The organism is Rhodococcus sp. NPDC127593 (assembly GCF_042671975.1).
Lineage (GTDB): Bacteria > Actinomycetota > Actinomycetes > Mycobacteriales > Mycobacteriaceae > Rhodococcus_F.
This window is the reverse complement of the sequence record NZ_JBHXWI010000004.1, coordinates 234,462-259,170: the sequence shown is the minus strand read 5'-3', so window position 1 is coordinate 259,170 and position 24,709 is coordinate 234,462. Positions and strand designations below refer to the sequence as shown.

General features: G+C 69.1%; 25 protein-coding genes. 9 read left to right on the top strand and 16 right to left on the bottom strand.

Annotated elements, in window-relative coordinates:
* Window positions 1-29: 29 nt before the first annotated feature.
* Both ACFVJ3_RS05445 and pyk read left to right on the top strand, forming a co-directional pair.
* Window positions 30-1,160: a glycerate kinase gene (locus ACFVJ3_RS05445; protein WP_378451084.1), complete on the top strand. Its 1,131-nt coding sequence runs from the start codon at window positions 30-32 to the stop codon at window positions 1,158-1,160.
* Between the two features lie 11 nt (window positions 1,161-1,171).
* Complete coding sequence (gene pyk, locus ACFVJ3_RS05440; RefSeq protein WP_378451103.1) at window positions 1,172-2,695, top strand: pyruvate kinase; 1,524 nt, start codon at window positions 1,172-1,174, stop codon at window positions 2,693-2,695.
* Here the strand turns inward: pyk and ACFVJ3_RS05435 are convergent.
* The 4 genes from ACFVJ3_RS05435 to ACFVJ3_RS05420 form a co-directional block, all read right to left on the bottom strand.
* Window positions 2,631-4,067 carry an amidase gene (locus ACFVJ3_RS05435; RefSeq protein WP_378451083.1) on the bottom strand — a complete coding sequence of 479 codons (1,437 nt, stop codon included), beginning with the start codon at window positions 4,065-4,067 and terminating at the stop codon, window positions 2,631-2,633. The genes pyk and ACFVJ3_RS05435 overlap by 65 nt on opposite strands.
* Entirely contained in the window at window positions 4,064-5,536 is a 1,473-nt protein-coding gene (locus ACFVJ3_RS05430) for a sodium:solute symporter (RefSeq protein ID WP_378451082.1), read from the bottom strand. Before ACFVJ3_RS05430 ends, ACFVJ3_RS05435 begins: the two co-directional genes overlap by 4 nt.
* Complete coding sequence (locus ACFVJ3_RS05425) at window positions 5,533-5,781, bottom strand: hypothetical protein (RefSeq protein WP_037230626.1); 249 nt, start codon at window positions 5,779-5,781, stop codon at window positions 5,533-5,535. Before ACFVJ3_RS05425 ends, ACFVJ3_RS05430 begins: the two co-directional genes overlap by 4 nt.
* Window positions 5,782-5,932: 151 nt before the next feature.
* A complete protein-coding gene (locus ACFVJ3_RS05420) occupies window positions 5,933-6,883 on the bottom strand; it encodes an Lrp/AsnC family transcriptional regulator (RefSeq protein ID WP_378451081.1) in 951 nt (316 codons plus the stop codon).
* 261 nt (window positions 6,884-7,144) lie between these two features.
* Between ACFVJ3_RS05420 and ACFVJ3_RS05415 the strand changes: the two genes are divergently transcribed.
* The 3 genes from ACFVJ3_RS05415 to ACFVJ3_RS05405 are packed head-to-tail and all read left to right on the top strand — an operon-like array spanning window position 7,145 to window position 10,742.
* On the top strand, window positions 7,145-8,287 hold the full coding sequence (locus ACFVJ3_RS05415; RefSeq protein ID WP_378451080.1) for an isochorismate synthase MenF: 1,143 nt from the start codon (window positions 7,145-7,147) through the stop codon (window positions 8,285-8,287).
* Entirely contained in the window at window positions 8,284-9,054 is a 771-nt protein-coding gene (locus ACFVJ3_RS05410; protein ID WP_378451079.1) for an SDR family oxidoreductase, read from the top strand. The genes ACFVJ3_RS05415 and ACFVJ3_RS05410 overlap by 4 nt, the downstream gene beginning before the upstream one ends.
* A gap of 35 nt (window positions 9,055-9,089) precedes the next feature.
* The gene (locus ACFVJ3_RS05405) at window positions 9,090-10,742 is read left to right on the top strand and encodes a (2,3-dihydroxybenzoyl)adenylate synthase (protein ID WP_378451078.1); all 1,653 of its coding nucleotides are present in this window, start codon (window positions 9,090-9,092) and stop codon (window positions 10,740-10,742) included.
* Window positions 10,743-10,752: 10 nt separating this feature from the next.
* On the opposite strand, the gene ACFVJ3_RS05400 is transcribed toward ACFVJ3_RS05405, so the two are convergent.
* Genes ACFVJ3_RS05400 through ACFVJ3_RS05390 form a run of 3 tightly spaced genes read right to left on the bottom strand, consistent with a single transcriptional unit; the run spans window position 10,753 to window position 12,867 of the window.
* Window positions 10,753-11,571, bottom strand: a complete 819-nt coding sequence (locus ACFVJ3_RS05400) for an ABC transporter permease (protein ID WP_128639948.1) — start codon at window positions 11,569-11,571, stop codon at window positions 10,753-10,755.
* Entirely contained in the window at window positions 11,531-12,376 is an 846-nt protein-coding gene (locus ACFVJ3_RS05395; protein WP_378451077.1) for an ABC transporter ATP-binding protein, read from the bottom strand. The genes ACFVJ3_RS05400 and ACFVJ3_RS05395 overlap by 41 nt, the downstream gene beginning before the upstream one ends.
* Window positions 12,373-12,867, bottom strand: coding sequence for a MarR family winged helix-turn-helix transcriptional regulator (locus ACFVJ3_RS05390; RefSeq protein WP_378451076.1), 495 nt, complete (start codon window positions 12,865-12,867; stop codon window positions 12,373-12,375). The genes ACFVJ3_RS05395 and ACFVJ3_RS05390 overlap by 4 nt, the downstream gene beginning before the upstream one ends.
* Before the next feature lie 99 nt (window positions 12,868-12,966).
* On the opposite strand from ACFVJ3_RS05390, the gene ACFVJ3_RS05385 reads away from it, so the two are divergent.
* On the top strand, window positions 12,967-13,731 hold the full coding sequence (locus tag ACFVJ3_RS05385) for an NRDE family protein (protein WP_378451102.1): 765 nt from the start codon (window positions 12,967-12,969) through the stop codon (window positions 13,729-13,731).
* 33 nt (window positions 13,732-13,764) lie between these two features.
* Here the strand turns inward: ACFVJ3_RS05385 and ACFVJ3_RS05380 are convergent, their stop codons facing one another.
* The 3 genes from ACFVJ3_RS05380 to ACFVJ3_RS05370 all read right to left on the bottom strand — a co-directional run bounded on the left by ACFVJ3_RS05380 (window position 13,765) and on the right by ACFVJ3_RS05370 (window position 16,327).
* Entirely contained in the window at window positions 13,765-14,178 is a 414-nt protein-coding gene (locus ACFVJ3_RS05380) for an HIT family protein (protein WP_378451075.1), read from the bottom strand.
* Between the two features lie 75 nt (window positions 14,179-14,253).
* Window positions 14,254-15,675 (bottom strand): adenylosuccinate lyase, encoded by a 1,422-nt coding sequence (gene purB, locus ACFVJ3_RS05375; RefSeq protein ID WP_378451074.1) that lies wholly within the window; start codon window positions 15,673-15,675, stop codon window positions 14,254-14,256.
* Window positions 15,676-15,697: 22 nt separating this feature from the next.
* A complete protein-coding gene (locus tag ACFVJ3_RS05370; RefSeq protein ID WP_005254889.1) occupies window positions 15,698-16,327 on the bottom strand; it encodes a TetR/AcrR family transcriptional regulator in 630 nt (209 codons plus the stop codon).
* A 99-nt stretch (window positions 16,328-16,426) separates the two neighbouring features.
* Here ACFVJ3_RS05370 and ACFVJ3_RS05365 point away from each other — a divergent pair, with 99 nt between their 5' ends.
* Window positions 16,427-17,962: an alpha/beta fold hydrolase gene (locus ACFVJ3_RS05365; RefSeq protein ID WP_378451073.1), complete on the top strand. Its 1,536-nt coding sequence runs from the start codon at window positions 16,427-16,429 to the stop codon at window positions 17,960-17,962.
* Here ACFVJ3_RS05365 and ACFVJ3_RS05360 read toward each other — a convergent pair.
* From ACFVJ3_RS05360 to ACFVJ3_RS05335, 6 genes are all read right to left on the bottom strand, one after another.
* Window positions 17,949-18,629, bottom strand: coding sequence for a DUF998 domain-containing protein (locus tag ACFVJ3_RS05360; protein WP_378451072.1), 681 nt, complete (start codon window positions 18,627-18,629; stop codon window positions 17,949-17,951). The two genes, ACFVJ3_RS05365 and ACFVJ3_RS05360, sit on opposite strands and share 14 nt — an antisense overlap.
* An 89-nt stretch (window positions 18,630-18,718) precedes the next feature.
* Complete coding sequence (locus ACFVJ3_RS05355; RefSeq protein ID WP_378451071.1) at window positions 18,719-19,309, bottom strand: PepSY domain-containing protein; 591 nt, start codon at window positions 19,307-19,309, stop codon at window positions 18,719-18,721.
* A 96-nt stretch (window positions 19,310-19,405) separates the two neighbouring features.
* Window positions 19,406-19,819: a DUF1707 domain-containing protein gene (locus ACFVJ3_RS05350; RefSeq protein ID WP_378451070.1), complete on the bottom strand. Its 414-nt coding sequence runs from the start codon at window positions 19,817-19,819 to the stop codon at window positions 19,406-19,408.
* A gap of 56 nt (window positions 19,820-19,875) precedes the next feature.
* On the bottom strand, window positions 19,876-20,163 hold the full coding sequence (locus ACFVJ3_RS05345) for a PLDc N-terminal domain-containing protein (protein ID WP_378451069.1): 288 nt from the start codon (window positions 20,161-20,163) through the stop codon (window positions 19,876-19,878).
* 101 nt (window positions 20,164-20,264) lie between these two features.
* Window positions 20,265-21,431: a pyridoxal phosphate-dependent aminotransferase gene (locus ACFVJ3_RS05340; RefSeq protein WP_378451068.1), complete on the bottom strand. Its 1,167-nt coding sequence runs from the start codon at window positions 21,429-21,431 to the stop codon at window positions 20,265-20,267.
* Window positions 21,432-21,454: 23 nt separating this feature from the next.
* On the bottom strand, window positions 21,455-22,363 hold the full coding sequence (locus tag ACFVJ3_RS05335) for a LysR family transcriptional regulator (RefSeq protein ID WP_378451067.1): 909 nt from the start codon (window positions 22,361-22,363) through the stop codon (window positions 21,455-21,457).
* Between the two features lie 130 nt (window positions 22,364-22,493).
* On the opposite strand from ACFVJ3_RS05335, the gene ACFVJ3_RS05330 reads away from it, so the two are divergent.
* Together ACFVJ3_RS05330 and ACFVJ3_RS05325 are read left to right on the top strand one after the other, a co-directional pair.
* On the top strand, window positions 22,494-23,882 hold the full coding sequence (locus ACFVJ3_RS05330; RefSeq protein ID WP_378451066.1) for an MFS transporter: 1,389 nt from the start codon (window positions 22,494-22,496) through the stop codon (window positions 23,880-23,882).
* Complete coding sequence (locus ACFVJ3_RS05325; RefSeq protein ID WP_378451065.1) at window positions 23,879-24,631, top strand: 3-hydroxybutyrate dehydrogenase; 753 nt, start codon at window positions 23,879-23,881, stop codon at window positions 24,629-24,631. Before ACFVJ3_RS05330 ends, ACFVJ3_RS05325 begins: the two co-directional genes overlap by 4 nt.
* The last annotated feature ends 78 nt before the right edge of the window (window positions 24,632-24,709 follow it).

Sequence of the window (24,709 nt, the reverse complement as noted above, 5' to 3'; positions counted from 1 at the left end):
CCCGCACTGCACGCGAGAAAGGAAGGCCGATGAGGGTTCTGGTTGCCCCCGACAAGTTCAAGGGCTCCCTCTCCGCAGTCGATGTCGCCGAACATCTCTCGGCCGGACTCGCCTCGGCGGGAATCGAGAGCAGGCAACTTCCTCTCGCCGACGGTGGCGACGGCAGCGTCGACGCGGCGGTGGCAGTCGGGTTCACTCCGCACCCGGTCACCGTCGCCGGTGCCACGGGAACACCCCAGCGCGGACGCATCGCAGTCAACGGCACCACGGCGGTGGTCGAAGTCGCCAACACCTGCGGACTGGCCACCCTCCCCAGCGGGCGCACCGCTCCCCTCGACGCCTCCAGCCTCGGGGTGGGGCAGGCCATCGGGCACGCCCTCCGCCACCACCCGCGTCGCCTCGTCCTCGCCCTCGGCGGCAGCGCCGGCACCGACGGCGGGATGGGGATGCTCGCCGCCCTCGGGTTCACGTTCTCCGACACCACGGGACGACCCCTGCGGGCGTGCGGGCGAACCCTTCCCGACGTCGCGACGATCGACTCCTCCCGCGCGGTGAACCTGTCCGGAATCGAGATCGTGATCGCCGGCGACGTCACCAACCCGCTGACCGGACCGAACGGTGCCGCCGCCGTGTACGGCCCTCAGAAGGGCGCCGACCCCGCGGCCGTGCGCTACCTCGACGCCGGCCTCGACAACCTCGTCGAGGCGTTCACCCGCAGCGGCTACCCGCAGTCGCGTGCGGTGGCGAACTCCCCCGGCGCAGGCAGCGCCGGTGGGATCGGATTCGCCGCCATGATGCTCGGTGCACGTATGGTCTCGGGCGCCGAATACTTCCTCGACCTGCTCGATTTCGACGGCTACCTCGCGGGAATGGACCTGGTGATCACCGGCGAGGGAAGCATCGACGAGCAAACCGAACACGGCAAACTCCTCGCCGTCCTGGCCCGCCGCGCCCACCCGGTCCCGGTGATCGCCGTGGCCGGCCGCAACACTCTCGCCCGAAATCGTTGGGCACCTGCCGGTTTCGATCACATCCACGCCCTCGGCGACTACACCGACCGGAACACCGCCACCGACCCGGAGCTGACCGGCGAACTCCTCACCCACATCGGGCGCGACATCGGCCGCGGCTCACTTCTGCACACCGAAGGACCACTGTGACTCTCACCGACATCCATTCGCCACTCGCTGCCGATGTCGACGCGGCGTCGCTGCTGTCGCCGCGCCGGGCGAAGATCGTCTGCACCCTCGGGCCTGCCACCGCTACCGACGAACGCACCCGCACCCTCGTCGAAACCGGGATGGACATCGCCCGACTGAATTTCAGCCACGGCGACCACGCCGACCACGCGGCCAACTACCGGCGCGTCCGTGCCGCAGCCGACAGCACCGGCAGGGCGGTGGGAATCCTCGCGGACCTGCAGGGACCGAAGATCCGCCTCGGCCGCTTCGCCGACGGCGGGGCGGTGTGGGCGGCCGGGGAACAGGTCCGGATCACCGTCGAGCAGTGCGAGGGCACCCACGACCGGGTCTCGACCACCTACAACCAACTCGCCCAGGACGCCCGGCCCGGTGACCGCCTACTGGTCGACGACGGCAAGATCGCACTGACCGTGCTCGACGTCGACGGCAACGACGTGGTGTGCCGGGTGACCGAGGGCGGCCCGATCAGCAACAACAAGGGCGTCTGTCTGCCCGGGATGAACGTCTCCGTTCCCGCGCTGTCCGACAAGGACATCGACGACCTCGAATTCGCCCTGCGGCTCGGGGTGGACCTGGTCGCCCTGTCGTTCGTGCGCGCCCCGTCCGACATCGACCGCGTCCACGAGGTGATGGACCGGGTCGGCCGGCGGGTGCCGGTGATCGCGAAGATCGAGAAGCCCGAAGCCGTCGACGACGTCGAGGCGATCGTGCGTGCCTTCGACGCGGTCATGGTCGCGCGCGGCGATCTCGGGGTGGAGGTCCCCCTCGAGCAGGTGCCGTTGATGCAGAAGCGCATCGTGCAGATCGCACGGGAGAACGCCCGACCGGTGATCGTGGCGACGCAGATGCTCGAGTCGATGATCGAGAATTGCCGTCCCACCCGGGCAGAGGCGTCCGATGTGGCCAACGCGGTCCTCGACGGCGCGGACGCGGTGATGCTGTCCGGTGAAACCTCCGTCGGTGCATACCCGATCGAGACGGTCGCGACGATGGCGCGGATCCTCTCCGCCGTCGAACGCGAGTCCACCACCGTTCCCGCCCTGACGCACATCCCGCGTACCCACGGCGGTGTGCTCTCGTTCGCCGCCCGGGACATCGGCGAGCGCCTGAACGCCACCGCGCTGGTGGCGTTCACCCAGTCCGGGGACACCGTGCGACGCCTGGCCCGGCTCCACACCCCGCTGCCCCTGCTGGCGTTCACCCCGGTACCCCAGGTGCGCAACGAACTGGCCCTCACCTGGGGCACCGAGACGTTCCTCGTCGACCCGGTCGAGTCGACCGACGAGATGATCCGCCAGGTCGACACCGCGCTCCTCCGGCTGGGCCGCTACCGGCGCGGCGACCTCGTCGTCATCGTCGCCGGCTCTCCCCCGCACACCGTCGGATCCACCAACCTCATCCACGTCCACCGGGTCGGCGAGGACGACTTCACGACGGGCGAGACGCTGCTGCCCCGTCGAGCAGATGCGGGCGTATGGCCCCGACGGGGTTGAGCCGCTCGTAGGCCCGCGCCACGTCGAGCAGGAACAGGTCGTTGCCCGGGGCGGCAACGATCTGCACACCGACCGGCAGACCGTCGGCGCTGAATCCGGCGGGAACGGAGATCGACGGGCATCCCAGGACCGTCACGGTCAACGCCGACGTCATCCAGTCGAGGTAGTCGTCGCAGCGACGACCGTCGACCGCGGCCGGGTACTCGAGTTCGGCGTCGAACGGGAGCACCTGCGACACCGGCATCACCAGGATGTCGTGGTGGGTGAAGAATTCGACGGCGCGATACTGGATCTCCGCCTGTGCCACCATGGCTTTCGCGACATCGTCGGCGGAAAGCCGGTCTGCCTGCCGGATGTTGTCGAGCAGCGACGGCTTCAGCAGGTCGGGGGTGGCGTCGGCGCGGTCACCGAGGTCGATCTTGAACCGCCACGCCCGCAGCGTGCGGAACACCCACTCGGCGTCGGGAATCGACGGTGCGTCCTCGGCCACCACCGCACCCGCGGCGGCGAAGATCGACGACTGCCGGTCGTGGATCTCGCGGACCGGCGGGTCCACGGGGAAGATGCCGTTCAGATCCGCGGACACCGCGACGCGCAGACCCTGCAGGCCGGCGACACCGAGGCGCGGCGCGAGGGCATCGGCGCTGAGCGAGCTGCGGATGCGCGCGTCGGGTCCGGAGATCACCGACAGCAGCAGTTCCAGGTCGTCGACGTTCCGGGCCATCGGCCCCTGCGTCACGAGTGAGTCCCACGGGGCGCTGTTGGGCCAGCACGGTACGCGGCCCGGCGTGGGGCGCAATCCGACGACGTTGCAGAACGACGCCGGGTTGCGCAGCGAACCGCCCATGTCGCTGCCGTCGGCGAGCGCGACCAGTCCCGCACCGAGCGCGGACGCGGCGCCGCCGCTCGAGCCACCCGCGCTCTTGGTGGGGTCGTACGGGTTGGTGGTGGTCCCGAAGACGGGGTTGAACGTGTGCGAGCCGGCGGCGAATTCGGGGACGTTGGTCTTGCCGATCGTGACGGCCCCGGCCGCGATGACACGTTCGGCGATCAGCTCACTGGTCTCGGGCACGTTGTCGACGAGGAGCGGTGAGCCCGCGACCGTGGGGAAACCGGCGACGTCGTGAGTGTCCTTGAACGCGAACGGCAGTCCGTGCAACGGACCCACCGGGCTTCCGGCGGCCGTCTGTGCGTCAGCGGTGGCAGCGGTGGCGTGCGCGCGGTCCAGGTCGAGGCTGACGAGCGCGTTGACCGTCGGATTCACCTGCGCGATCCGATCCGTGTGCAGGTCGAGCAGCTCGTGGGCCGAGATGTCCTTGCTACGGAGTGCGGCGAGCATCTCTCGCGCGGTCGAGTAGTGATCGATGGTCATTTCGAGGTCTCCAGGATCGAGGTGGTGGCGGGAAGGTCTTCCGACGGCGCGGGGGTCGGGGTGCGGGGACGGGTGGCGCGGACGACGGCCTCCACGACGGCGATCACCGCGAGGTTGAGGACCAGGCCGCAGATGCCGGCGTCGATGTTGGCGAGGTTCAGGTCGAAGACGGTCATCACGATGACGGTGAGCATTCCCACGACGAGACCGGCGAACACGGACTGCTTGGCGAGCAACGGCTTCTCGGGCAGGGCCAGCGCCAGACCGGGAGCCAGCTGGCTGAGCCCGCCGAACGTGAGCAGCAGCAGATTGGCCAGCAGATCGGGGCGCGTCAGGCCGAGCACCAGAGCCGTGGTGGCAGCCGCGATCACGACGAGGTGGTTGAACCGGAGCTTCGTGCGCTCGCTCTGAATCTTCACCAGGTTGTGCGAAGCCAGCGTCGAGATGCCGATGCAGATGGCGCCGGCGGGCAGCATCGCGGCGGAGGCTGCGGCGATCGCGATCAGTCCGAGCGCCCAGTTCGGCAGGGCTCCCCCGGCCAGCGTGAGGAGGACGGCGTTACTGCTGGTGTTGGGATTCAGTGCGAGGATCCCGACGAAGCCCAGCATGATCGGGAGAATCATGACCACCTGGTACATCGGCAGAAAAGTGTTGTTGGAGCGGATCACTCGACCGTTCTTGGCGGCCAGCAGCGGCGGCCACAGATGCGGGGTGGTGAGGAACCCGCAGCCGATCGCGGAGATCAGCAGGCTGGTGGTCCACCAGACCTTGTCGTAGTCGCCGGGGTTCACGGTCAGCATCTCGCTGTGGGTCTGGGCGATCTGGCCGAACACGTCGCCGATGCCACCGGCGAAGTGCAACGGGATCACGATCGACAGCACCACGACGGCGAGCAGGATCAGGACGTCCTTGACATAGGCGGTGCGCGCGAGGCCGTGGATGCCGGCCCACAGCACGAATCCGACGACGAGGACGGTCGCGACGATCATGCTCAGCGTGCCCGAACTCGCGCTGCCGGTGACGAGACGGACGATCAGACCGAGACCGGTGATCTGCAACTGCAGGTACGGCAGGAGGAAGATGATGCCGCACAGGGCGACGAGCCGCCCGAGGAGCGGGCTGCGGTACCGGTCCGCGAAGAAGTCGGCCTGGGTGATGTAGCCGCGGTCCTTGCTGAGCTTCCAGATCCGCGGTCCGATGAAATACAGGGCCACGTAGCCGAGCGGGATGTACGGGATGGCGTAGGTGGCGCCGATGCCCGCGGTGAATGCGATACCGGCGACACCGAGGAACGTGAACGTGGTGAACGATTCGCCGGCCTGCAGGAAGAAACTGGTGACCACACCGAAGTTCCGCGTGCCGACCGTCCACTCGCTCAGGTTCTGAGCCCGTTTCCGGCGCCCACCGACCGCGATCACGGCCAGACCGATCATGCCGGCCAGGGTGATCCACAGTGCCGAGTTCGTCATAGCGTCGCCTCCTCGTGCGGCCGGACGAGGCCGAACTCCACCGCCGCCAGCGCGGGCAGCAGGAGGAGCACCCAGGCCGAGCACCAGACGAGGAGCCGGGGCATCCCCAGCCACAGATCGGCCGTGTTCACAAACGGCAGCCACACGGCGGTGACGAGTGCGAGCACCGGGGCGACCGGGACGAGCAGCAGCCAGCGGCGCTGCGGCGAATCCTCGATCGCCCCGAGAATGGCGTCTCGTTGCATGCTGTTCCTTCTTCCATCCGGGGAGTAGAGGAAGCATGCGTGGTGCGGATCACAGCACTCAACAGCTGGACGAGGTTCGGCGAAATCGGCCACCAACCTGTCGGAGATCGCAATCAGGTGCGCTGTAGGAGCCGCCCGATGTCGAAATCCGTCACATCGCCCGGCCGCTGCGCTTGACCGCCTGCACCACCATGTTGGTTTCCAGCGCCGCCGCGTCCGCCACCCACGGCGCGGTGGTGATGTAGTCGTAGAGCACCGACTCGTCCGGGGCGGCGATGTTGGCGACCACCTGGTACTCGCCCGCCGTGCCGGCGGCGTACCGCACGTACGGCATCTCGAGCATCCCCCGGACGAGCGGTTCGATCCGGTTGCGCTGGGTCTTGATGAACAGCATCGCCTCGGCACGCAGCCCGAACAGGGCCGGATCCACCACCACCCGAAGGCTGATCGCGCCCTCGGTGAGCAGCGCCTGGACCCGTCGCCGGGCCGTCGCCTCGGACACACCCGAGGTCCGGGCGAGTGCCGTGGTGCCCACCCGCCCGTTCTGCATCAGTTCGCGGATGATCGTCCGGTCGACGGGGTCGCGGGTGCCGCGTTCGAGGTCGGTGAGGAAGGACGCCGGAGGCGCCACCCCACCGATCGCTTCCTTCTCGGCGGGGGTCAGCACCCCCGCCTCCCATTCACGGACCGTACGGAAGTACCGCAGCACGGGGTCGGTCCAGCTTCGGACGACGCCCATCGTCGCGGGCAGTTCGTCCATGACGAGCTTGGGGAGGCGGTCCCGGGACACGTGGATTTCGGCCACGCAGTCGGCGGTGCCGGTGAGGATGTACACGAAGATGCAGTCGCTGCGCTGAGCGAGGGCGCTCGCCGCCACCCGCACCGTTCCCGGGGAGCACTGGAGGCGCACGATCGCGGTGCCGCCGCTGTTCGCGACGGCGGTGACGGCCACCCGGCCGGACTCGAGTAGCGCGATGCCGTGCCGGGTCACGTTCCGTTCGGGTTCGCCGAGCGCCTGGGCGATTCGGCTCCAGGAACACCGCCCGTCGACCTGGAGGGCAGCGACGATCCGCTGATCGAGCGAGAACCTGCGTTCGGTCATTGCAGAGACCTGCCCTCCGTGCCACGTGTGCATGCGATGTTAGGCCACGGGCGTCGGTGTCGATCCCGATCCGATTGGAGGCGATATTGCACCCTCGCGTCGTGACTCGAAACCGCTGGCCCGCAGGGAGATACGCCTCGCTCTGGAACCACCGACCGAGAAGCGGACCCGCCAAAGGTTAGGCTAACCGTATATGGTCGATGCGTGAGGGTACGCATCGCCACCCGCACCGCAGTTGTCCGCTATGAGAGGTGAGCACACATGGAATCGACGGCCGTTGCCGAGTCCGCAGGGACTTCGGCGGACCTCCCGCCGGGCACGCCGTTCGTTCTGTCCCGCCCGCACGGCACCGTGATCGCCGACGGCGTCCGCACCGGTTACGACTCCGCCAGCGCCGCCGCCGCGGCCCTCCGGAGCGGCGCCGCGACCTCGGTGGTCGGCGCGCTCGCCTTCGACCCGTCACATCCCGCCGCGCTGATCGCACCACAGACGCTGCGTCATCACCCGGGAAGCTGGACCCCTCGTCCGCAGGCCCTCCCGCACGTCCGCGCCGGCAAGTCGATTCCCCCGGAGGACGAGCACGTCGCCCGGGTCGCCGCCGCCATTCACGTGCTGCGGGAACCCGAGGCCACACTGCACAAGGTGGTGCTCGCCCGATCGGTAGTCCTGCACACCGACGAACCGCTGCATCCGCACGCAGTGCTCGCGCGACTTGTGGCGAACGACCTCGGCGGCAACGGCTTCAGCGTCGATCTCAGCGCCGCAGGCACCGGCTGGTCGGGACGGCACCTCGTCGGCTCGAGTCCCGAAGTGCTCATCCGTCGCCGCGGCGACACCGTGACCTGCCATCCACTCGCCGGCTCCGCTCCCCGGCACACCGATCCCGAGATCGACCGGCTGACCGCGGAGAACCTCGCGTCGTCGGAGAAGAATCTGCGCGAGCACGCCCTCGTCGTCGAGGCGCTGCGAGCGAGCCTCGAACCGTTCTGCACCGAACTCGACATCCCGGACCGGCCCACCCTCACCAGCACACCGCAACTGTGGCATCTCGGCACGCCCGTGTCGGGACGGCTGCGGGACCGCTCGGTGACCGCACTGGACCTCGCCGTCGCCGTGCACCCGACCCCCGCCGTGTGCGGCACCCCCACCGACGCCGCGCGGGCGCTGATCGGCGAACTCGAGGGCGACCGCGGCTTCTACGCCGGCGCCGTGGGCTGGGCCGACGCCGACGGTGACGGCGAATGGATGGTCACCATCCGGTGCGCGCGGATCGACGCCGACCGCACCACCGTCACGGCGTACGCCGGCGGCGGCATCGTCGCCGCATCCGAACCGGACGACGAACTCGCCGAGACCACAACCAAACTGGGCACCGTCCTCACCGCACTGGGGCTCCCCCGATGAGCGGCACGACACTGGTCGTCGGGGCAGCCCAGGGCATCGGGCGGGCCACGGCCGTCACACTGTCGCGGTCCGGCCACCGCCTGGTGCTGCTCGACCGTGACGCCGACGGCCTCGCCGCCACCGCGGCACTGCTCGACACCCCGCCGCTCGGCATCGCCGTCACCGACATCCGCGACACCGTCGCCGTCACCGACACCGTCCGCCGGATCGAGGACGAGCACGGTCCCGTCACCGCACTCGCACACGTGGCAGGTGTACTCGAGACCGGCTCGGTTCTCGACGCCGATCCCGCGAGCTGGCAGCGCGTGTTCGACGTCAACGTCACCGGCCTCGTCAACGTGCTGCGGGCGGTCGGCACCGGAATGCGTGAGCGTGCAGCCGGTTCCATCGTCGTGGTCGGTTCCAACGCCGCGGGCGTCCCCCGCACCGGAATGGGCGCGTACGGCGCGTCCAAGGCCGCCGTCTCGATGATCGTCCGGGTGCTCGGCCTCGAACTGGCCGAATACGGGATCCGCGCCAACATCGTCGCCCCCGGCTCGACGGACACCGCAATGCAGCGTTCGCTGTGGTCGGACCCCGCCGACGACACCGGAGCGCGCGGAGCGATCGACGGAGACCTGGGCACGTTCAAGGTCGGTATCCCGCTGGGCCGCATCGCCGACGCCGCCGACATCGCGGACTCCGTCGAGTTCCTCCTGTCGGAGCGGGCGCGTCACATCACCATGCAGGCGCTCTACGTCGACGGCGGCGCTACCCTCCGAGCCTGACGACCCGAACAGCCATGCCCGTGAAAGGACTTTCGATGACCACGAGCGTTCGCGCTCCCCTGGAGAGCACCGTCGGCTATCCCGCCGACCTCGCCGCACGCTACCGTGACGCCGGGTACTGGACGGACGAGACGTTCCAGCAGTTCCTGGAGGTCCGCGCCGAGCAATTCGGGGACGCGATCGCCGTGACCGGACCGGATGCGTCCGGGGTCGACCGTGCCCTCACCTACCGGGAACTGTCCGACCGCGCCGACCGGCTCGCCGCCGGGCTGCAGTCGTCGGGGGTGCAGCCCGGCGACCGCGTGGTGGTGCAGCTGCCGAACATCGTCGAGTACGTCGAGGTGATCTTCGCGGTCTTCCGACTGGGCGCACTGCCGGTGTTCGCGCTGCCCGCGCACCGCGCCCAGGAGATCTCCTACTTCTGCAGCTTCACCGACGCCGCGGCCTACGTCGTCACCGATACGCACGCCGGATTCGACTACCGCACACTCGCCCGCGACGTGGTGTCGTCCGCCGAGAATCCGCCGAGAATCATCGTGGCCGGGGACGCGGAGGAGTTCACGTCACTCGACGAACTGCGGGCGGCGGAACCGATCTCGGACGAGCCGGCGGTGGGTCCGGAATCCGTGGCGTTCCTGCAGCTCTCGGGCGGAACCACCGGGGTGTCGAAGCTGATCCCGCGTACGCACACCGACTACCTGTACTCGGTGCGCGAGTCGGACCGCATCTGCGGCATCGACGAGAGCACCCGCATGCTCGTCGTTCTGCCTGCGGCGCACAATTTTCCGATGAGCTCACCGGGCATCCTCGGCGTACTGCACGCCGGCGGTCGCGTGGTGCTCGCGCCGGATCCGAGTCCCGACACCGCGTTCGCTCTCATCGAGCGGGAGGGCGTCACGATTGCGTCGCTGGTGCCGCCGCTCGCGTTGGCGTGGCTGGCCGCCAGTGGTCGCACGGAACGGGACATCTCGAGCCTCGAGGTGCTGCAGGTGGGCGGTGCCAAGTTCAGCGCCGAGGCGGCGAAGCGGGTCCGCCCCGAACTCGGGTGCACGCTGCAGCAGGTCTTCGGGATGGCGGAGGGACTGGTCAACTACACCCGGCTCGACGACCCGGAAGACACGATCGTCACCACCCAGGGCAGACCGATCAGCCCCGACGACGAGGTCCGGGTGGTCGACGACCACGGCGAGCCCGTCCCGAACGGCACGTCCGGCCATCTGCTCACCCGCGGCCCGTACACCATCCGTGGGTATTACCGGGCTCCCGAACACAATTCGACGGCCTTCACCGAGGACGGCTTCTACCGCACCGGCGACATCGTCCGGCTCACGGACGACGGCTACCTCGTGGTCGAGGGCCGCGCGAAGGATCAGATCAACCGCGGTGGCGAGAAGGTGGCCGCGGAAGAGGTCGAGAACCTTCTACTCGCACACCCCACCGTCGCCGACGTCGCGGTGGTGTCGATGCCCGACCCGTATCTCGGCGAGCGGAGTTGCGCGTTCGTCGTGGTCCAGGGTGAGCAGCCGAAGGCCGTCGAACTCAAGAAGTTCGTCCGCAGCCGGGGACTCGCCGAGTACAAGGTGCCGGACAAGGTGGTGTTCGTCGACGAGTTCCCGGTCACCGGCGTCGGCAAGATCAGCAAGTCCGACCTGCGCCGGGCACTGGAGAAGACGTTCGTGACTTCGTAACCCGACCCGGCTATCGGGACAGTCTCCCCAGCAGCGCGGACGCGACGGCGATCCCGAGCACCGCGGCTGCCACAAGGACCCCGAAGTCCAGCCAGTAGTTCGTCGGCTGGCCGATCAGCAGCCCCCTGAGTGCGGACACCTCGTAACTCAGGGGGTTGACGCGGCTGATCGCCTGGACCCACCCCGGCATGAGTTCCACCGGGTACAGCGCGTTCGACGCGAAGAACAGCGGCATCGTGATCGCCTGCCCGATCCCCATCAGCCGGTCACGTTTGAGCACCACCCCGGCGATGGCCACCGAAAGGCACGAGAAGAACGCCGCTCCCAGCACCACGACCACGACGACACCCAGAAGGCGCACCGGATTCCACGTCATTCCGACGCCGAGCAGCGCAGCCACGACCACGACGACCACGGCCTGGGCCACCGCGCGGACACCGGCCGCGAACGCCTTACCCGTCACGAGAGCGGCACGCGGAGTGGGTGTCACGAGCAGTTTGGTCAGGACCCCGGCATCGCGTTCCCAGATGATCTGGATGCCGTAGAAGATCGCGACGAACAGCGCCGACTGGGCGATGATGCCCGGCGCCAGATAGTCCAGGTAGGGGACGTCGCCGGTCGGGATCGCGCGGATGCGGCTGAACGTCTCCCCGAAGATGACCAGCCACAGGATCGGCTGGATCGCACGGGTCACCAACTCCGTTCGATCGTGGCGGAGCTTCTGCAGCTCGACCAGGCAGAACGTGACGATCCGCGACAACAACCGGAGCACACCCCGGGTCGGCGGTTCAGCCCATACGGCGGGCAGTGCGGCGGGCGCTACGGACATCCCGGAGCCCTCCCTTCTCGTCGGCGGTGAGACTGTCACCGGTGAAGTGGCGGAAGACATCGTCGAGCGTCGCGTCGGGCCCCAGTTCGGCGACGAGTCCGGACGGGGAACCGACCGCCCGCAATTCGCCGCGGTGCATCAGTGCGACCCGATCACACAGCGCCTCGGCCTCTTCCATGTAGTGGGTGGTGAGCAGGACCGTCATCCCGTACTGCTTCTGCATCTCGGTGACGCGGGTCCACACCGAATCCCGCGCGACCGGATCGAGCCCGACCGTCGGTTCGTCGAGCACCAGCAACGACGGCCGGTTGACCAACGCCTGCGCGAGTTCGAGGCGCCGGACCATGCCGCCCGAGAAACTCGACGCCACCCGGTCGGCGACATCGGAGAGATCCACCATCTCCAGCACCTCGTCCACCCGGCGCCGGCGTTCGGACCGGGGTACGTCGTAGAGGCGGGCGAACCACGACACGTTCTCACGGGCGGTGAGCGCGCCTTCGATCGACAACTGTTGCGGCACATACCCGAGCAGCCGTCGCACGGCCATGGCCTGGGTGCGCACGTCGAACCCGAAGATGCTCACGTCACCGCCCTGCAGCGGAAGAAGCGTGTTGAGCAGTCGGATCGTGGTGGTCTTCCCCGCCCCGTTGGGGCCGAGAAGGCCGAAGCACTCCCCCGCCTCGATCGCGAGGCTCAGGTCCTTCACCGCGGCGTAGTCCCCGAACGAGTACGTCACGTGCGACAGTTCCAGCGCGTCGTGGGACGGCCGCTGTCGTGCGGCGGTCTGCGCCCTGCGGAACATCATCTGACGACCTCCTGATCGCTCTGCCCGGCCTGATCCGGGTGGAGTGCTCCGGCGAGGCGGGTGATGGCGGGAATGGCGGATTCGATGGCCTGCCTGTCCGCGCGGCTCAGTCCGTCGAATGCGGCCGCGACCTCGATGTTGCGGCGGTCGCGCCAGCGCTCGACCTGCGACCGCGCCTCGTCGGTGAGCGCCAGGCGGGCAACGCGGCGGTCGGACTCGTCCCGCACCCGTTCGACCAGCCCGGCGTCGGTGAGTTGCCGCACAAGGGTGGAGACGGTGTTCGCCGCGAGGCCCAGGGCCGCCGCAGCCTCCGCGACGGACGTGCCGGGCCTGCGGCGGAGCAGGCGCACCAACTCCACCTGCGACCCCGTCAATGGTGTCTCCGGCCACGGCCGCCCGACCCGACGGCGCGTGTGCCGGCGCAGCAATCCGATTGCGGCGAAGAGCTGTTCGGCAGGCGCCGAGTGGTCGGGTGCCTCGTTCTGTGCCATACCTTCAATATAGCTCTGTTTCAGAGGTATTACGAGGGCGGCTACGCTCGGGCGTGCAACCGAGTTCGGATGACCGAGGGTAACGAGGGAGACATCTGCATGTGCCTGGTCCTGTTCGCCTGGCATACCCGCCCCGATCTCCCCCTCGTCGTCGCGGCCAACCGCGACGAGTTCTACGCCCGCCCCACCGAACCGCTGAGCAGGTGGGACGACGGGTTCGTCGCGGGCCGCGATCTGCTCGCCGGCGGCACCTGGATGGGCATCGCCGACTCCCTGCGATTCGCGGCCGTCACCAACGTCCGCGACGGCGCCCCCGCGACCGGGACACGGTCCCGCGGTGCCCTGCCCGTCGACTTCCTCCACGGCGGGCTGTCACCCGCCGATCACGCCGAACAGGTGGCGGCGACGGGCGCCGAGTACGGCAGCTTCAACCTGCTCGTCGGCGACCCCACGGAACTGTGGTGGGCCACCAACCGGCCCCATGGCCGACGGCAGCGCGTGGAACCCGGCGTCCACGGCCTCTCCAACGCCGAACTCGACACGCCGTGGCCGAAGGTGACCGGCGGCAAGCAGGCGTTCGCCGCCGCCCTCGCCGCCGACGACGGCAGCCCCGAGGCAGATCCGGGGGCATACTTCGACCTGCTCGCCGACAGCGACCCCGCACCGTGGGAATCGCTGCCCGACACGGGCATCGAACCCGAACTCGAACGCGCCCTCTCGTCCCGGTTCATTCACTACGGCGAATACGGAACGCGGGCGTCCACGCTGCTGCGGGTCCGGCCGGACGGCACCTTCGACATCACCGAACGACGGTTCGACGAGAACGGCCCCACCGGCGAGGTCCGCTTCCCCGCACGTGAGTGACAAAGTGTGCTCCCGCACGCTTTGCCACTCACGTCAGGTGAGGGAGGAACGGATGACGCCCGCCGTCTGATCGAGCGCGATCCGGCTCGGCGACTTCGGCATTCCGCGCAGCCCGAACCCGTCACCAGCAGTCCGGGGAACCACATGCAGGTGGACGTGGAACACCTCCTGGCCGGCGGCGATCCCGTCGGCCAGGAACAGGTTGACGCCCTCAGCCCGCATCGGCCCGTGGCGCAGCGCGGTCGCGATGCGCTGCCCCACCGCGAACACCGCCGCGCCGTCGCCCGGGTCGAGGTCGGCGAGCCCGCTCGCGTGCCGCTTCGGGACCACCAGCAGGTGTCCGGACGTCCACGGCCGGATGTCCATGAACGCCATCACGTCGTCGTCCTCGTGCACGACACTGGCGTCGGATCGACCCGACACGATCTCGCAGAAAATGCAGTTCACGGGGTAGGCACCTCCGGTGCTTGTGCGCCTTTTCGGTAGTCCCCGCTACCAAAAAGGCGCACGGGCGCTACGCGCCTACAGGATCGGGGACGGCTGGTAGGCGGCTGCCTCGGGGTCGGAGTCGACGAGCTTCTGCACCTGCGCGACGACCGTGGCGACCTGCGCTTCGGCGGCACCGATGAATGCCTTCTTGTCGGCGAGGGCCTCGTCGAGGGCGGCCCGGTCGAGGGGCAGGCGGTCGTCGGCGGCGAGGCGGTCGAGGAGGTCGGGCTCCCTGCCTTCCTCACGCATCGCCAGCGCGACGGCGACGGCGTGTTCCTTGATGACCTCGTGCGCCGTCTCCCGGCCCACTCCGGCCCGCACCAGGGCCATCAAGACCTTGGTCGTGGCGAGGAACGGCAGGTACCGGGTGAGTTCCTTCTCGATGACGGCGGGGTAGGCGCCGAATTCGGCGAGCACCGTCAGGAACGTCTCGATCAGTCCGTCGATCGCGAAGAACGCGTCCGGCAGCGCGACGCGGCGCACCACCGAGCAGAACACGTCGCCCTCGTTCCATTGCGCGCCCGCGAGCTCGGCGCCCATGGACGCGTACCCGCGCAGTACGACCTGCAGTCCGTTGACGCGCTCGCAGGAACGGGTGTTCATCTTGTGCGGCATCGCGGACGACCCGACCTGGCCGGGCTGGAAGCCCTCGGTGACCAGTTCGTGGCCCGCCATCAGGCGGATGGTGTGCGCGAACGACGACGGCCCGGCCGCCACCTGCACCAGCGCAGACAGCACGTCGTGGTCCAGCGACCGCGGGTACACCTGGCCGACGCTCGTGAACACGTGGGAGAAGCCGAGGTGCTCGGCGACCTTCTGCTCCAGCGCCTCCAGCTTGGACGCGTCGCCGTCGAGGAGGTCGAGCATGTCCTGCGCGGTGCCCATGGGGCCCTTGATGCCGCGCAGCGGGTAGCGGTCGATCAGCTCGCGCAGCCGGGTGAGCGCGACGAGCAGTTCGTCGGCGGCGGACGCGAACCGCTTGCCCAGCGTGGTGGCCTGCGCCGCGACGTTGTGCGACCGGCCTGCCATGACGAGGCTGCCGTACTCGGCGGCCCGCTCGGCCAGCCGGGCCGCGACCGCGACTCCGTGCGCGTGCACGTGCTCGAGCGACCGCAGGATCTGCAACTGCTCGACGTTCTCGGTGAGGTCGCGGCTGGTCAGACCCTTGTGAACCTGCTCGTGCCCGGCGAGTGCGTTGAATTCCTCGATGCGGGCCTTCACGTCGTGGCGCGTGACGCGCTCACGGTCGGCGATCGAGTCGAGGTCCACCTGCTCGAGCACCCGCTCGTAGTCGGCGAGCGCCTCGGCCGGCACGTCGATCCCGAGTTCCGCCTGGGCACGCAGCACGGCGAGCCACAGCTGACGCTCGAGGACGATCTTGTGCTCGGGCGACCACAACTCGACGAGTTCGGGGCTGGCGTAACGGTTGGCAAGGACGTTCGGGATGCGGCTCACGAGTCCTCAGTTTACGGCGGTCCTACAGCTCGACGTGGTCCGGCCGGTCCAGGGCCGGCGCGACGACGTCGACGACGTCGAGCAGCATGGCCCGGGCGAGGGCCCGCAGGTCGGGGTCGTGTTCGCCGAGCGCGGTCACCAGGGCTCCGTCGACGACGGCGACGAGCCGCCGGAGTTGCTCCTGCCGGACGTCGCGGTCGGAGCGTCGCAGGGCCTCGGTGAGTACGTCGTCGAGTTGCGCGCGCAACCGCAACTGCACCTCGCGCAGTTCGGGGCGACGCGCGCAGGCCGTGAACCGCTCGTACCGGGAGATCAGCCTCTCGCGGCAGTCCTCACTGATCAGGGCCGGTCCGACGAGGAGATCGAGGAGGAGGTCGACGGTGGATTCGCGGCCGCGGCGCCGGTGCGTGACGTCGTCGACGCGACCGCGCATGACCGCGAGATCACGGTTGCCGTTGCATTCGACGGCCTTCGCGATCAGGTCGTCCAGCGACTCGAAGTAGTAGGTGGTCGACGCGAGCGGAAGGTCGGCCCGGGTGGCCACCGAGCGGTGCCGGACCGCGTCGAATCCGCCCTCGAGCAACAGATCGGCGGCGGCCTCGACCAGCGCCTGTCGGCGCCGTTCGCCCTTCGGAGTTGCCGCAGATGACACCAATTCATCCTGCCAGCCGCGGGCGCCGAACCAGGGCAAATTGGACGACAGACCGCGAAGTATATGGGCGGTCGAGACCACCCGCGTAGCGTCGGGACCATGCGGGTGTCGGTGCGGATGCTGGCCCTGGGATGTGCGGCGATCGCGCCGCTCGGACTGGTGTCGGCGTGCGGATCCCGGGGTGGCCCCGCACCGGATCCGGACACCTCGTCAGCGGCCACGTACACCGCCGCGGCGTGCCCGTCCCCGAACGTCTCCGGGGTGCCGCAGCTGGACCTCGGACCCGGCTTCAGCTGCGGCACCCTGACCGTGCCGGAGGACCGATCGCGTCCGGACGGCCGCCGGATCGAACTGGCCGTGACGCGACTGGCTGCCGCGTCTCCGACCCCGCGACCCGACCCGCTCGTCTATCTGACGGGAGGTCCGGGCGGGCCCGCGCTCGCGAGCGCCGCCCAGGTGGAGCCGCTCGGGCTGAACCGCGACCGCGACGTCCTGTTCCTCGCCCAGCGCGGCACCATGCACTCCGACCCGTTCCTGCCGTGCCCCGAGATCGACGAGTTCCAGTCGGCTCAGACGGGTCTGAGTCCGCTCGATCCGGCGACCGCGCCGCAGGGCGTCCAGGCCACCCGGTCGTGCCGCGACCGCGTGGCCGGCGGCGGCCATGACCTGGGCGCGTACGACACCACCGCGAACGCCGCCGACGTCGCGGATCTGCGGGTGGCGCTCGGCCTCGACGAGTGGAACGTCTACGGCGTCTCGTACGGCACCGACCTCGCGCTGACTCTGCTCCGCGACCACCCGGACGGCATCCGCAGCGTCGTACTGGACTCGGTGGTGCCGACGCAGAGCAACATCATCGAGGGCTTCTGGCCGGGCGCCGCCGAGGGATACCGCGCACTGTTCGACGCGTGCGCGGCTCAGCCGGCATGCGCCGCCGCCTACCCCGGACTGCAGGACGAATTCACCGGGACCGTGAACCGGTTGGCCGCCGCGCCGCTGACCGTCGAACTGTCCGGCAGGCGCGTCGTCCTCGACGGGTACACCTTCGCGAATCTGGTGATCCAGCAGAGCCTGGCGCCGGGGAACTACGCCGGACTACCCGCGCTCATCCACTCGACCGCCACCGGCGATGGCGTCCCGGCCGCCACCGCGCTGCTCGGCACGGTGACACCGCCGGGCCTCATCGGCTACGGGCTGACGTTCGGGGTGTTCTGCGGTGAACAGACGTCGTTCACCGACAGTGAGCAGGTTGCCGCCACCGCGAAGCGGGCGCTCCCCGACTTCCCGGACCCCGTGCTGTCGCTGGTGCCGCAGGCGGCCCGGATCTTCGACGACTGCGACGTCTGGGACGTGCCCGCATCCGACGCCCGCGTGCACCAGCCCACGGCGAGCGACGTGCCGACGCTGCTCCTCACCGGGTCGCTCGACGCCGTCACCCCGCCGTCGCGGGCGCGCACCGCGGCCGAATCCCTGTCGCGGTCCGAGGTCCTCGAGTTCCCCGGACTCGGCCACGACGTGCTGCAGTCCTCGGACTGCGCCCCGGCCGTCACGGTCAGCTTCCTCGAGAAGCCGGCCGGCGGCTACGACACGAGTTGCCTCGCGCGAGTACAGATGCCGGCCTTCACGACCGGATGAGCACCGGAGGCCGGCAGGCGAGGCGACGGAGCCGCAGGGCCATCGTCACCAGCGCCGGGAACGTCAAGATGAGCAGGGTGCCGCGCTGGAGAAGACCGGCGACGTCGTGCAGCGGGGCACCCTCCGGCATCGCGAACCGGCCCAGCATCACGAAGCATCCCAGGCCGAGCACCCCGGCGACCCCGACGTACCGTGCCAGGCCGCGCCATCGCGGATCGGCGGCGAACCGGCGCGACAGCACCACCAGTGCCAGGGCGCTGCAGGAGAAGAACATGACCCCCGCGATCACATGGTTGCCGGGGTCGTACGCGTTCCCGGCCGCGTCCTCCCGCAACGGAAACATGGCGGCGAGAACCAGTCCCACCGCCGCGCCGCCGAGGAGAGCCGGTCCCGCCCAGCCGAACCGCGTCGCCGCGATGCCGCGGTGCAGTCCGACCGCGAAGATCGTCAGTAGGGCAGCGAACAGCACGAAGTTCACCTGCTGGATCCACCCGCTCGGGTCGGCCTCGAGAGCACTGACGGGTTCGGCGATCGGGCTGTAGTCGTCTCGCAGGAACGTCTCCTGGAGGACGAACCCGACGGTGAAGACGAGCGGACCCGCCACGCCCGCACCGGCAGCCCACCGCTGGAAGCCGGGACGCGACATGAGAACTGACGTAGTGACCATGGCATCGACGCTAGAGCGGCGTCACCACAAGGACATCGGACAATTCACCCATCTCGCGCCGAGCGGACCATGGGTCGTTCTACCCACGCTCAGTTGTCGGGAAGGACGGCTCCGGTGGAGGCGTCGACGTTCACGTCGTAGTCCCAGCCCTTGGCGTCGCGGATGTGAATGTGCCACACCGTCTTACCGTCCCGGTGTTGCTCCTCGGCGTTCGCGACCGTGCCGCCCGGGACCGTCGCGACCGCGATCTGCTCCGCCTGCTCCTGGGTGACCGCCCCGCCGGCGGGAGGAGCGGGTGCGGGTGCAGGTGCCGCGGTGGTCCCCCCGTTCTGGTTCTCGGGCACCACCGCGCCGGTCGCCGCATCGACGTCGACGTCGTAGTCGTAGCCCCGTGTGTCGCGGATGTGGACGTGCCACACCGCCTTACCGTCCCGGAGTTGTTGCTCGGAGTTCGCGACCGTGCCGCCCGGGACTGCCCCGATCGCGATCTGCTCCGCCTGTTCCTTGGTGATCGCTGCTGCCGCCACCGTCCCGGTGGACGACGTCGTCGTTGCAGCAGCCGTCGTCACACTGGTGGTCGACGAGGTGTCACCGCTGTCGGAACCGCATCCGCCCAGCAGCAGCGCGGAGGCCGCGACAACTGGGATCAGGCTCGCGCATCGCGCAATTCTGGTGGTCATCGTGGCTCCTCGATCGCTCGACGGCGTCAACCTGCCTGTCAGAGTACGGGAGCGACAACCGACCTCGCGGTAGTTTTCACTTCGGAGCCCAGGGCGTCACCACGCCCGGCACGACCGCCTGCCGAAGCCACGCCGGGCCAGCACCAGCCAGACGATGGGCAGGAAGACGAGCGGGGGGACGCGGACCAGGGCGACCCACAGGATCGCGGCGAGCACGGCCACCACGAACACGAGAACACGCAGTGCCGCCGCCTCCCGTCCCGGATCGCGGCGCACACGCTCGGGTTCGGCGCCGAAGCGCGGCTTCTGGGGCAAGTCCGCGAAGAGCGGCGCGAGGTCGGCGGCGGTCTTGGCGAGGTACGCCTGGCGCACCCTCGCGTCGAACTCGTCGGTCTCGAGCCGTCCGGCTGCGAAATGTTCCGCGAGTGCCGCCGCGGCTTGCTCCCGTTCCACGGTCCCGATGCGGACTCCGCCGGGAACGGGTGGCTGTGGATGACTGATGTCGCTCATGTCGTCGCCTCAGGGCCGGTGTGTAACACTGTAATCCTAGCCACAGTGTAGGCCTTCTACTCCTGGTCGTGCCCGTGGAAACCTTCCCGGCGCTGCTCCTCGGCCCGTTCCCGGCACCGCCGCACGAACTCCGCCTCCTCCGGGTCGGCGGGCAGCCGATCACCCTGGTCCTTCTGCGGCCGTCCGGCGACGAGCCACAACACCGAGCCGACGAGCGGAAGCAGCAGCACGATCACCAGCCAGCCCTCCTTCGAGAGGCTTCGGAACTGGTCGTCGTCGGTGGTGATGGCGTCGGCGAAGCACAGAACCCACAACACGAAAGCGAACAACGCGATGTACAGCATCGCCGTTCTCCTTGCCTGGCACGCCCGAACACGCAGTGCGCCCAAGTCCATCGAACAACTGCTGCGGCGGCGCCGCAAGAGCCGTGGTCGGGCAACTCCGGCTACAGCCAGCGACCCAGGCGCACCAGTGATTCCCGGACCTCGGCGGTGGAGCCGGCGAACGACAGCCGGACCGTCCGGTCGCCGTGGACGGTGTCGAAATCGATGCCCGGGGCCAGTGCCAGACCGGTGTCCTGCAGCAGTCGTGAACACCATTCCGTCGACGTCGTGCCGTGGGATCCGCCGAGCAGGTGCCCGATGTCGGCGTACACGTAGAACGCGCCGTCGGCGGGCGCCAGGTCCGTGATGCCCAGTTCCGGGAGACCGGTGAGCAGCAGCTCCCGGTTGACGGCGTAGCGCTGGACGTGGCCGTCGAGCTCGGCCCTGGATTCCTCGGTGAACGCGGCGATCGCCGCGTACTGGGAGATGGCCGGCGGGCACACCGTCATGTTCGAGGCAAGGCGCTGCAACGGCCGGCGCAGTCCCTCGGGGACCAGCATCCAGCCCAGCCGCCAGCCCGTCATCGAGAAGTACTTGGACACCGATCCGACGACGACGGATTCGCGCGACGTCTCCCACGAGCTGGTCATCGCCTGCTCGCCGTATCCGATGCCGTGGTAGATCTCGTCGGAGATCAGCAGCGTCCCGTGGTCGTCGCACCAGCGGGCGAGGGCGGCCAGTTCGTCGGGGTCGATGACCGTGCCGGTGGGGTTGGCGGGGCTGGCGACGATCAGTCCGGCCGGCGGTTCGGGCAGGGCGTCGAGCATCGCGACCGTCGGCTGGAAGCGGGTGTCTGCTCCGCAATCGATCTCGATGACGGTGCAACCGAGCGCGGCGAGCGTGTTCCGGTAGGCCGGGTAGCCGGGGCGGGCCACCACGACGGTGTCGCCGACGTCGAAGGCGGCGAGGAACAGCAGCGTGAACGCACCCGAGGATCCGGTGGTCACGACGACGTCCTCGGCGTCGACGTCGATACCGGACTTGGACGAGTGGTACCCGGCGATCGCCTCCCGAAGCGGCAGGATCCCGAACGTCTCCGTGTAGCCGAGCAGGTGCCCGTCGAGCACTTCCCGCGTGGCGCGGAGTACCGGCTGCGGCGCGGGCGTGGACGGCTGCCCCGCCGCGAGCGTCAGCACGTCACCGTGGGTGCGCTGACGTTCGGTGGCCGCCTTCCACACGTCCATCACGTGGAAGGTCTGGATGTTGGACCGCTGGGATTCGGGACGCACCCCTTGACGCTAGCGTGACGCGCTCACTGCCCCGCCAACGCGTCCCGCTGCGACTCCACCGTCTCCCGGATCGCCCCCACCACCGCCGCGACCTCCGGTCGGCGCAACGACTCGGGTCGCGCCACGAGCCAGTAGGCCAGCGTGGCCTCGACCTGCCCGGGTAGCACCCGCACGAGGTCGTCGTGGCGGTCGGCCATGAAGCATGGCAGCAACCCGATACCCGCCGACGCCCGGGTTGCCTCGACGTGTACGAACACGTTGGTCGACGTCACCGATTCGCGCATGGACACGGTGAGGCGGCGTGCGAGGTCGAGTTCGTCGACCTGCAGCATCGAGTCGATGAAGTAGACGAGTGAATGATCGGCCAGATCTCCCACCTGCCTCGGGGTGCCGTGTTCGGACAGGTACGACTTCGCGCCGTACAGGCCGAGGGTGTAGTCGGCCAGCCACAGCGCCTCCGCACGGTGCACCTGCGGCTTGCCCACGACGATCTCGATGTCGAGCCCAGAGCGATGCTGCGAGGCCCGGCGGGTGATCGCGACGATCTCCACGGACACCTCGGGGTGTCTGCTGCGGATCAGCGCGCCGGCGGGTGCCGCGATGTAGGCGCTGAACCCGTCGGTCGCCGATACCCGGACCACGCCCTTCAGGTGGTCGGCGCGGCCGGGTTCGGCGACGAGTCCGTGGACGGCGGCCTCCACGCGTTCGGCCGCGGTCAGCGCCTGCCGCCCGAGGTCGGTGAGTTCCCACCCGCCGGCGGCCTTCACGAGTACCCGGCCGCCGAGGCTTTTCTCCAGACTCGCGATCCGACGCGAGATGGTTGTGTGGTTGACACCCAGGTCGTCGGCGGCGGTGTTGAAGCGGCCGGTCCGCCCCACTGCCAGCAGTACGAGCAGGTCGTCGGCGCTGGGCATGGCTGTTCCGGAGGTCATTTCTGCATATTTGCACATGCCGACTGCAGGTTGCGTCATTGTGTGCGCACAAATATGCATCAATACTCGGCAGGACAACGAACTGTGTCCCCAATCACAACGGGGTACGGAGTGTAACGAGGAGCGACAGATGAGCGTCGACGAAACACCGCACGTGAAGGAAGCCCCGCCATCCGGGCTGAAGAAGGTGGTCGGCGCCTCGATGGCCGGCACCGTGGTCGAGTGGTACGAGTTCTTCCTCTACGGGACCGCGGCGACTCTCGTGTTCAGCAAAGTCTTCTTCGCGGCCGGAGGCAATGAACTCGACGGGATCATCGCGGCGTTCGTGACCTACGCCGTGGGCTTCGTCGCCCGGCCTCTCGGCGGCATCGTGTTCGGTCACTTCGGCGACAAGTTCGGCCGCAAGCAACTGCTTCAGTTCAGCCTCGTCCTCGTCGGCGCGGCCACGTTCCTGATGGGCTGCCTGCCCACCTACGGCCAGATCGGCTACTGGGCTCCCGCCCTGCTCGTCACCCTCCGTTTCATCCAGGGATTCGCCGTCGGCGGTGAGTGGGGTGGCGCGGTGCTGCTGGTGGCCGAGCACAGCCCGAACCGCTCCCGCGGCTTCTGGGCGTCGTGGCCGCAGGCCGGTGTACCCGCGGGCAATCTCGTCGCGACCGTCGTCCTGCTGATCCTGACGACGACGCTGTCCGATGCGGCGTTCCTCAGCTGGGGCTGGCGCGTGGCGTTCTGGCTGTCGGCCGTGATCGTCCTCGTCGGCTACTACATCCGCACGAAGGTCACGGACGCTCCGATCTTCATCCAGGCACAGAAGGAAGCGGAGCACATCAAGGAGACGTCGTTCAGCGTCTTCGAGGTGCTCAAGCGCTACCCCCGCGGCGTGCTGACGGCAATGGGCCTGCGTTTCGGTGAGAACGTCATGTACTACCTGGTGGTCACGTTCTCGATCACCTACCTCAAGGTCGTCGTCCACACGGACACCGCGCAGATCCTGTGGTGGATGCTGATCGCACATGCCGTGCACTTTGCGGTGATCCCTCTCGTCGGGCGGCTCTCCGACACGATCGGCCGGCGTCCCGTCTACATGATCGGCGCCCTGACCGCGGGCACGTGGGGCTTCTTCGCCTTCCCGATGATGAACAGCGGGCACAACGCCGTCATCCTCGGAGCGATCATCATCGGCCTGGTGTTCCACGCCTTCATGTACGCCGGCCAGCCGGCGATCATGGCCGAGATGTTCCCGACGCGCATGCGGTACTCGGGTGTCTCCCTCGGCTACCAGGTGACGTCGATCGTGGCCGGTTCGCTGGCGCCGATCATCGCGGCCAGCCTGCTCAGCAAGTACGACTCGTCTGTTCCGATCGCGATCTACCTGGCGATCGCGTGCCTCGTCACCGTCGTCGCCGTCATCGTCGCCCGGGAGACCAAGGGCATCTCGCTCGAATCGGTCGACGAGGCGGACGCCCAGATCCTGGCGGACGAGAAGGCTGCCGGCGCGAAGGACGGTGTCCCCGCATGACCGAGCAGAACCTGAGCGGACGCACGGCGCTCGTCACCGGCGGTGCCAGCGGGATCGGCGCAGCCTGCGCCCGGACGCTCGCGGCACGCGGAGCCCACGTCACGGTCGCCGACCTCGACGACGTGGCCGCGAAGAGCCTCGCCGACGAAATCGACGGAACCGCATGGCACGTCGACCTCCTCGACACCGATCCGCTCACCGAGATGCGGCTCGAGACCGACATCCTCGTCAACAACGCCGGGATCCAAACCATCAGTCCCATCGAGGAATTCCGCCCCGAAGACTTCCGGCGCATCCAGACGCTCATGGTCGAGGCGCCGTTCCTGCTGATCCGTGCCGCCCTGCCGCACATGTATTCCACCGGATTCGGGCGCATCATCAATGTGTCGTCCGTGCACGGACTCCGCGCGTCGGCGTTCAAGGCCGCGTACGTCACCGCCAAGCACGGACTCGAGGGACTGTCGAAGGTGACGGCGCTCGAGGGCGGCCCGCACGGCGTCACCAGCAACTGCGTCAACCCCGGTTACGTACTGACACCGTTGGTGCAGAAGCAGATCGCGGACCAGGCACGGGTGCACGGCATCAGCGAGGCCGACGTGATCGAGAAGGTGATGCTCACCGAGAGCGCGATCAAGCGACTGGTGGAACCGTCGGAGGTGGCGTCACTCGTCGCGTGGCTCGCGTCCGCCGACGCAGGCATGGTCACCGGCGCCTCCTACACGATCGACGGAGGATGGACGGCCCGGTGACGTGACGAAAAGGCGTGCACCCCTGGAATATCCGGGGGTGCACGCCTGTCAGTCGTTTCCGGCGCCGAAGCGCTCGGA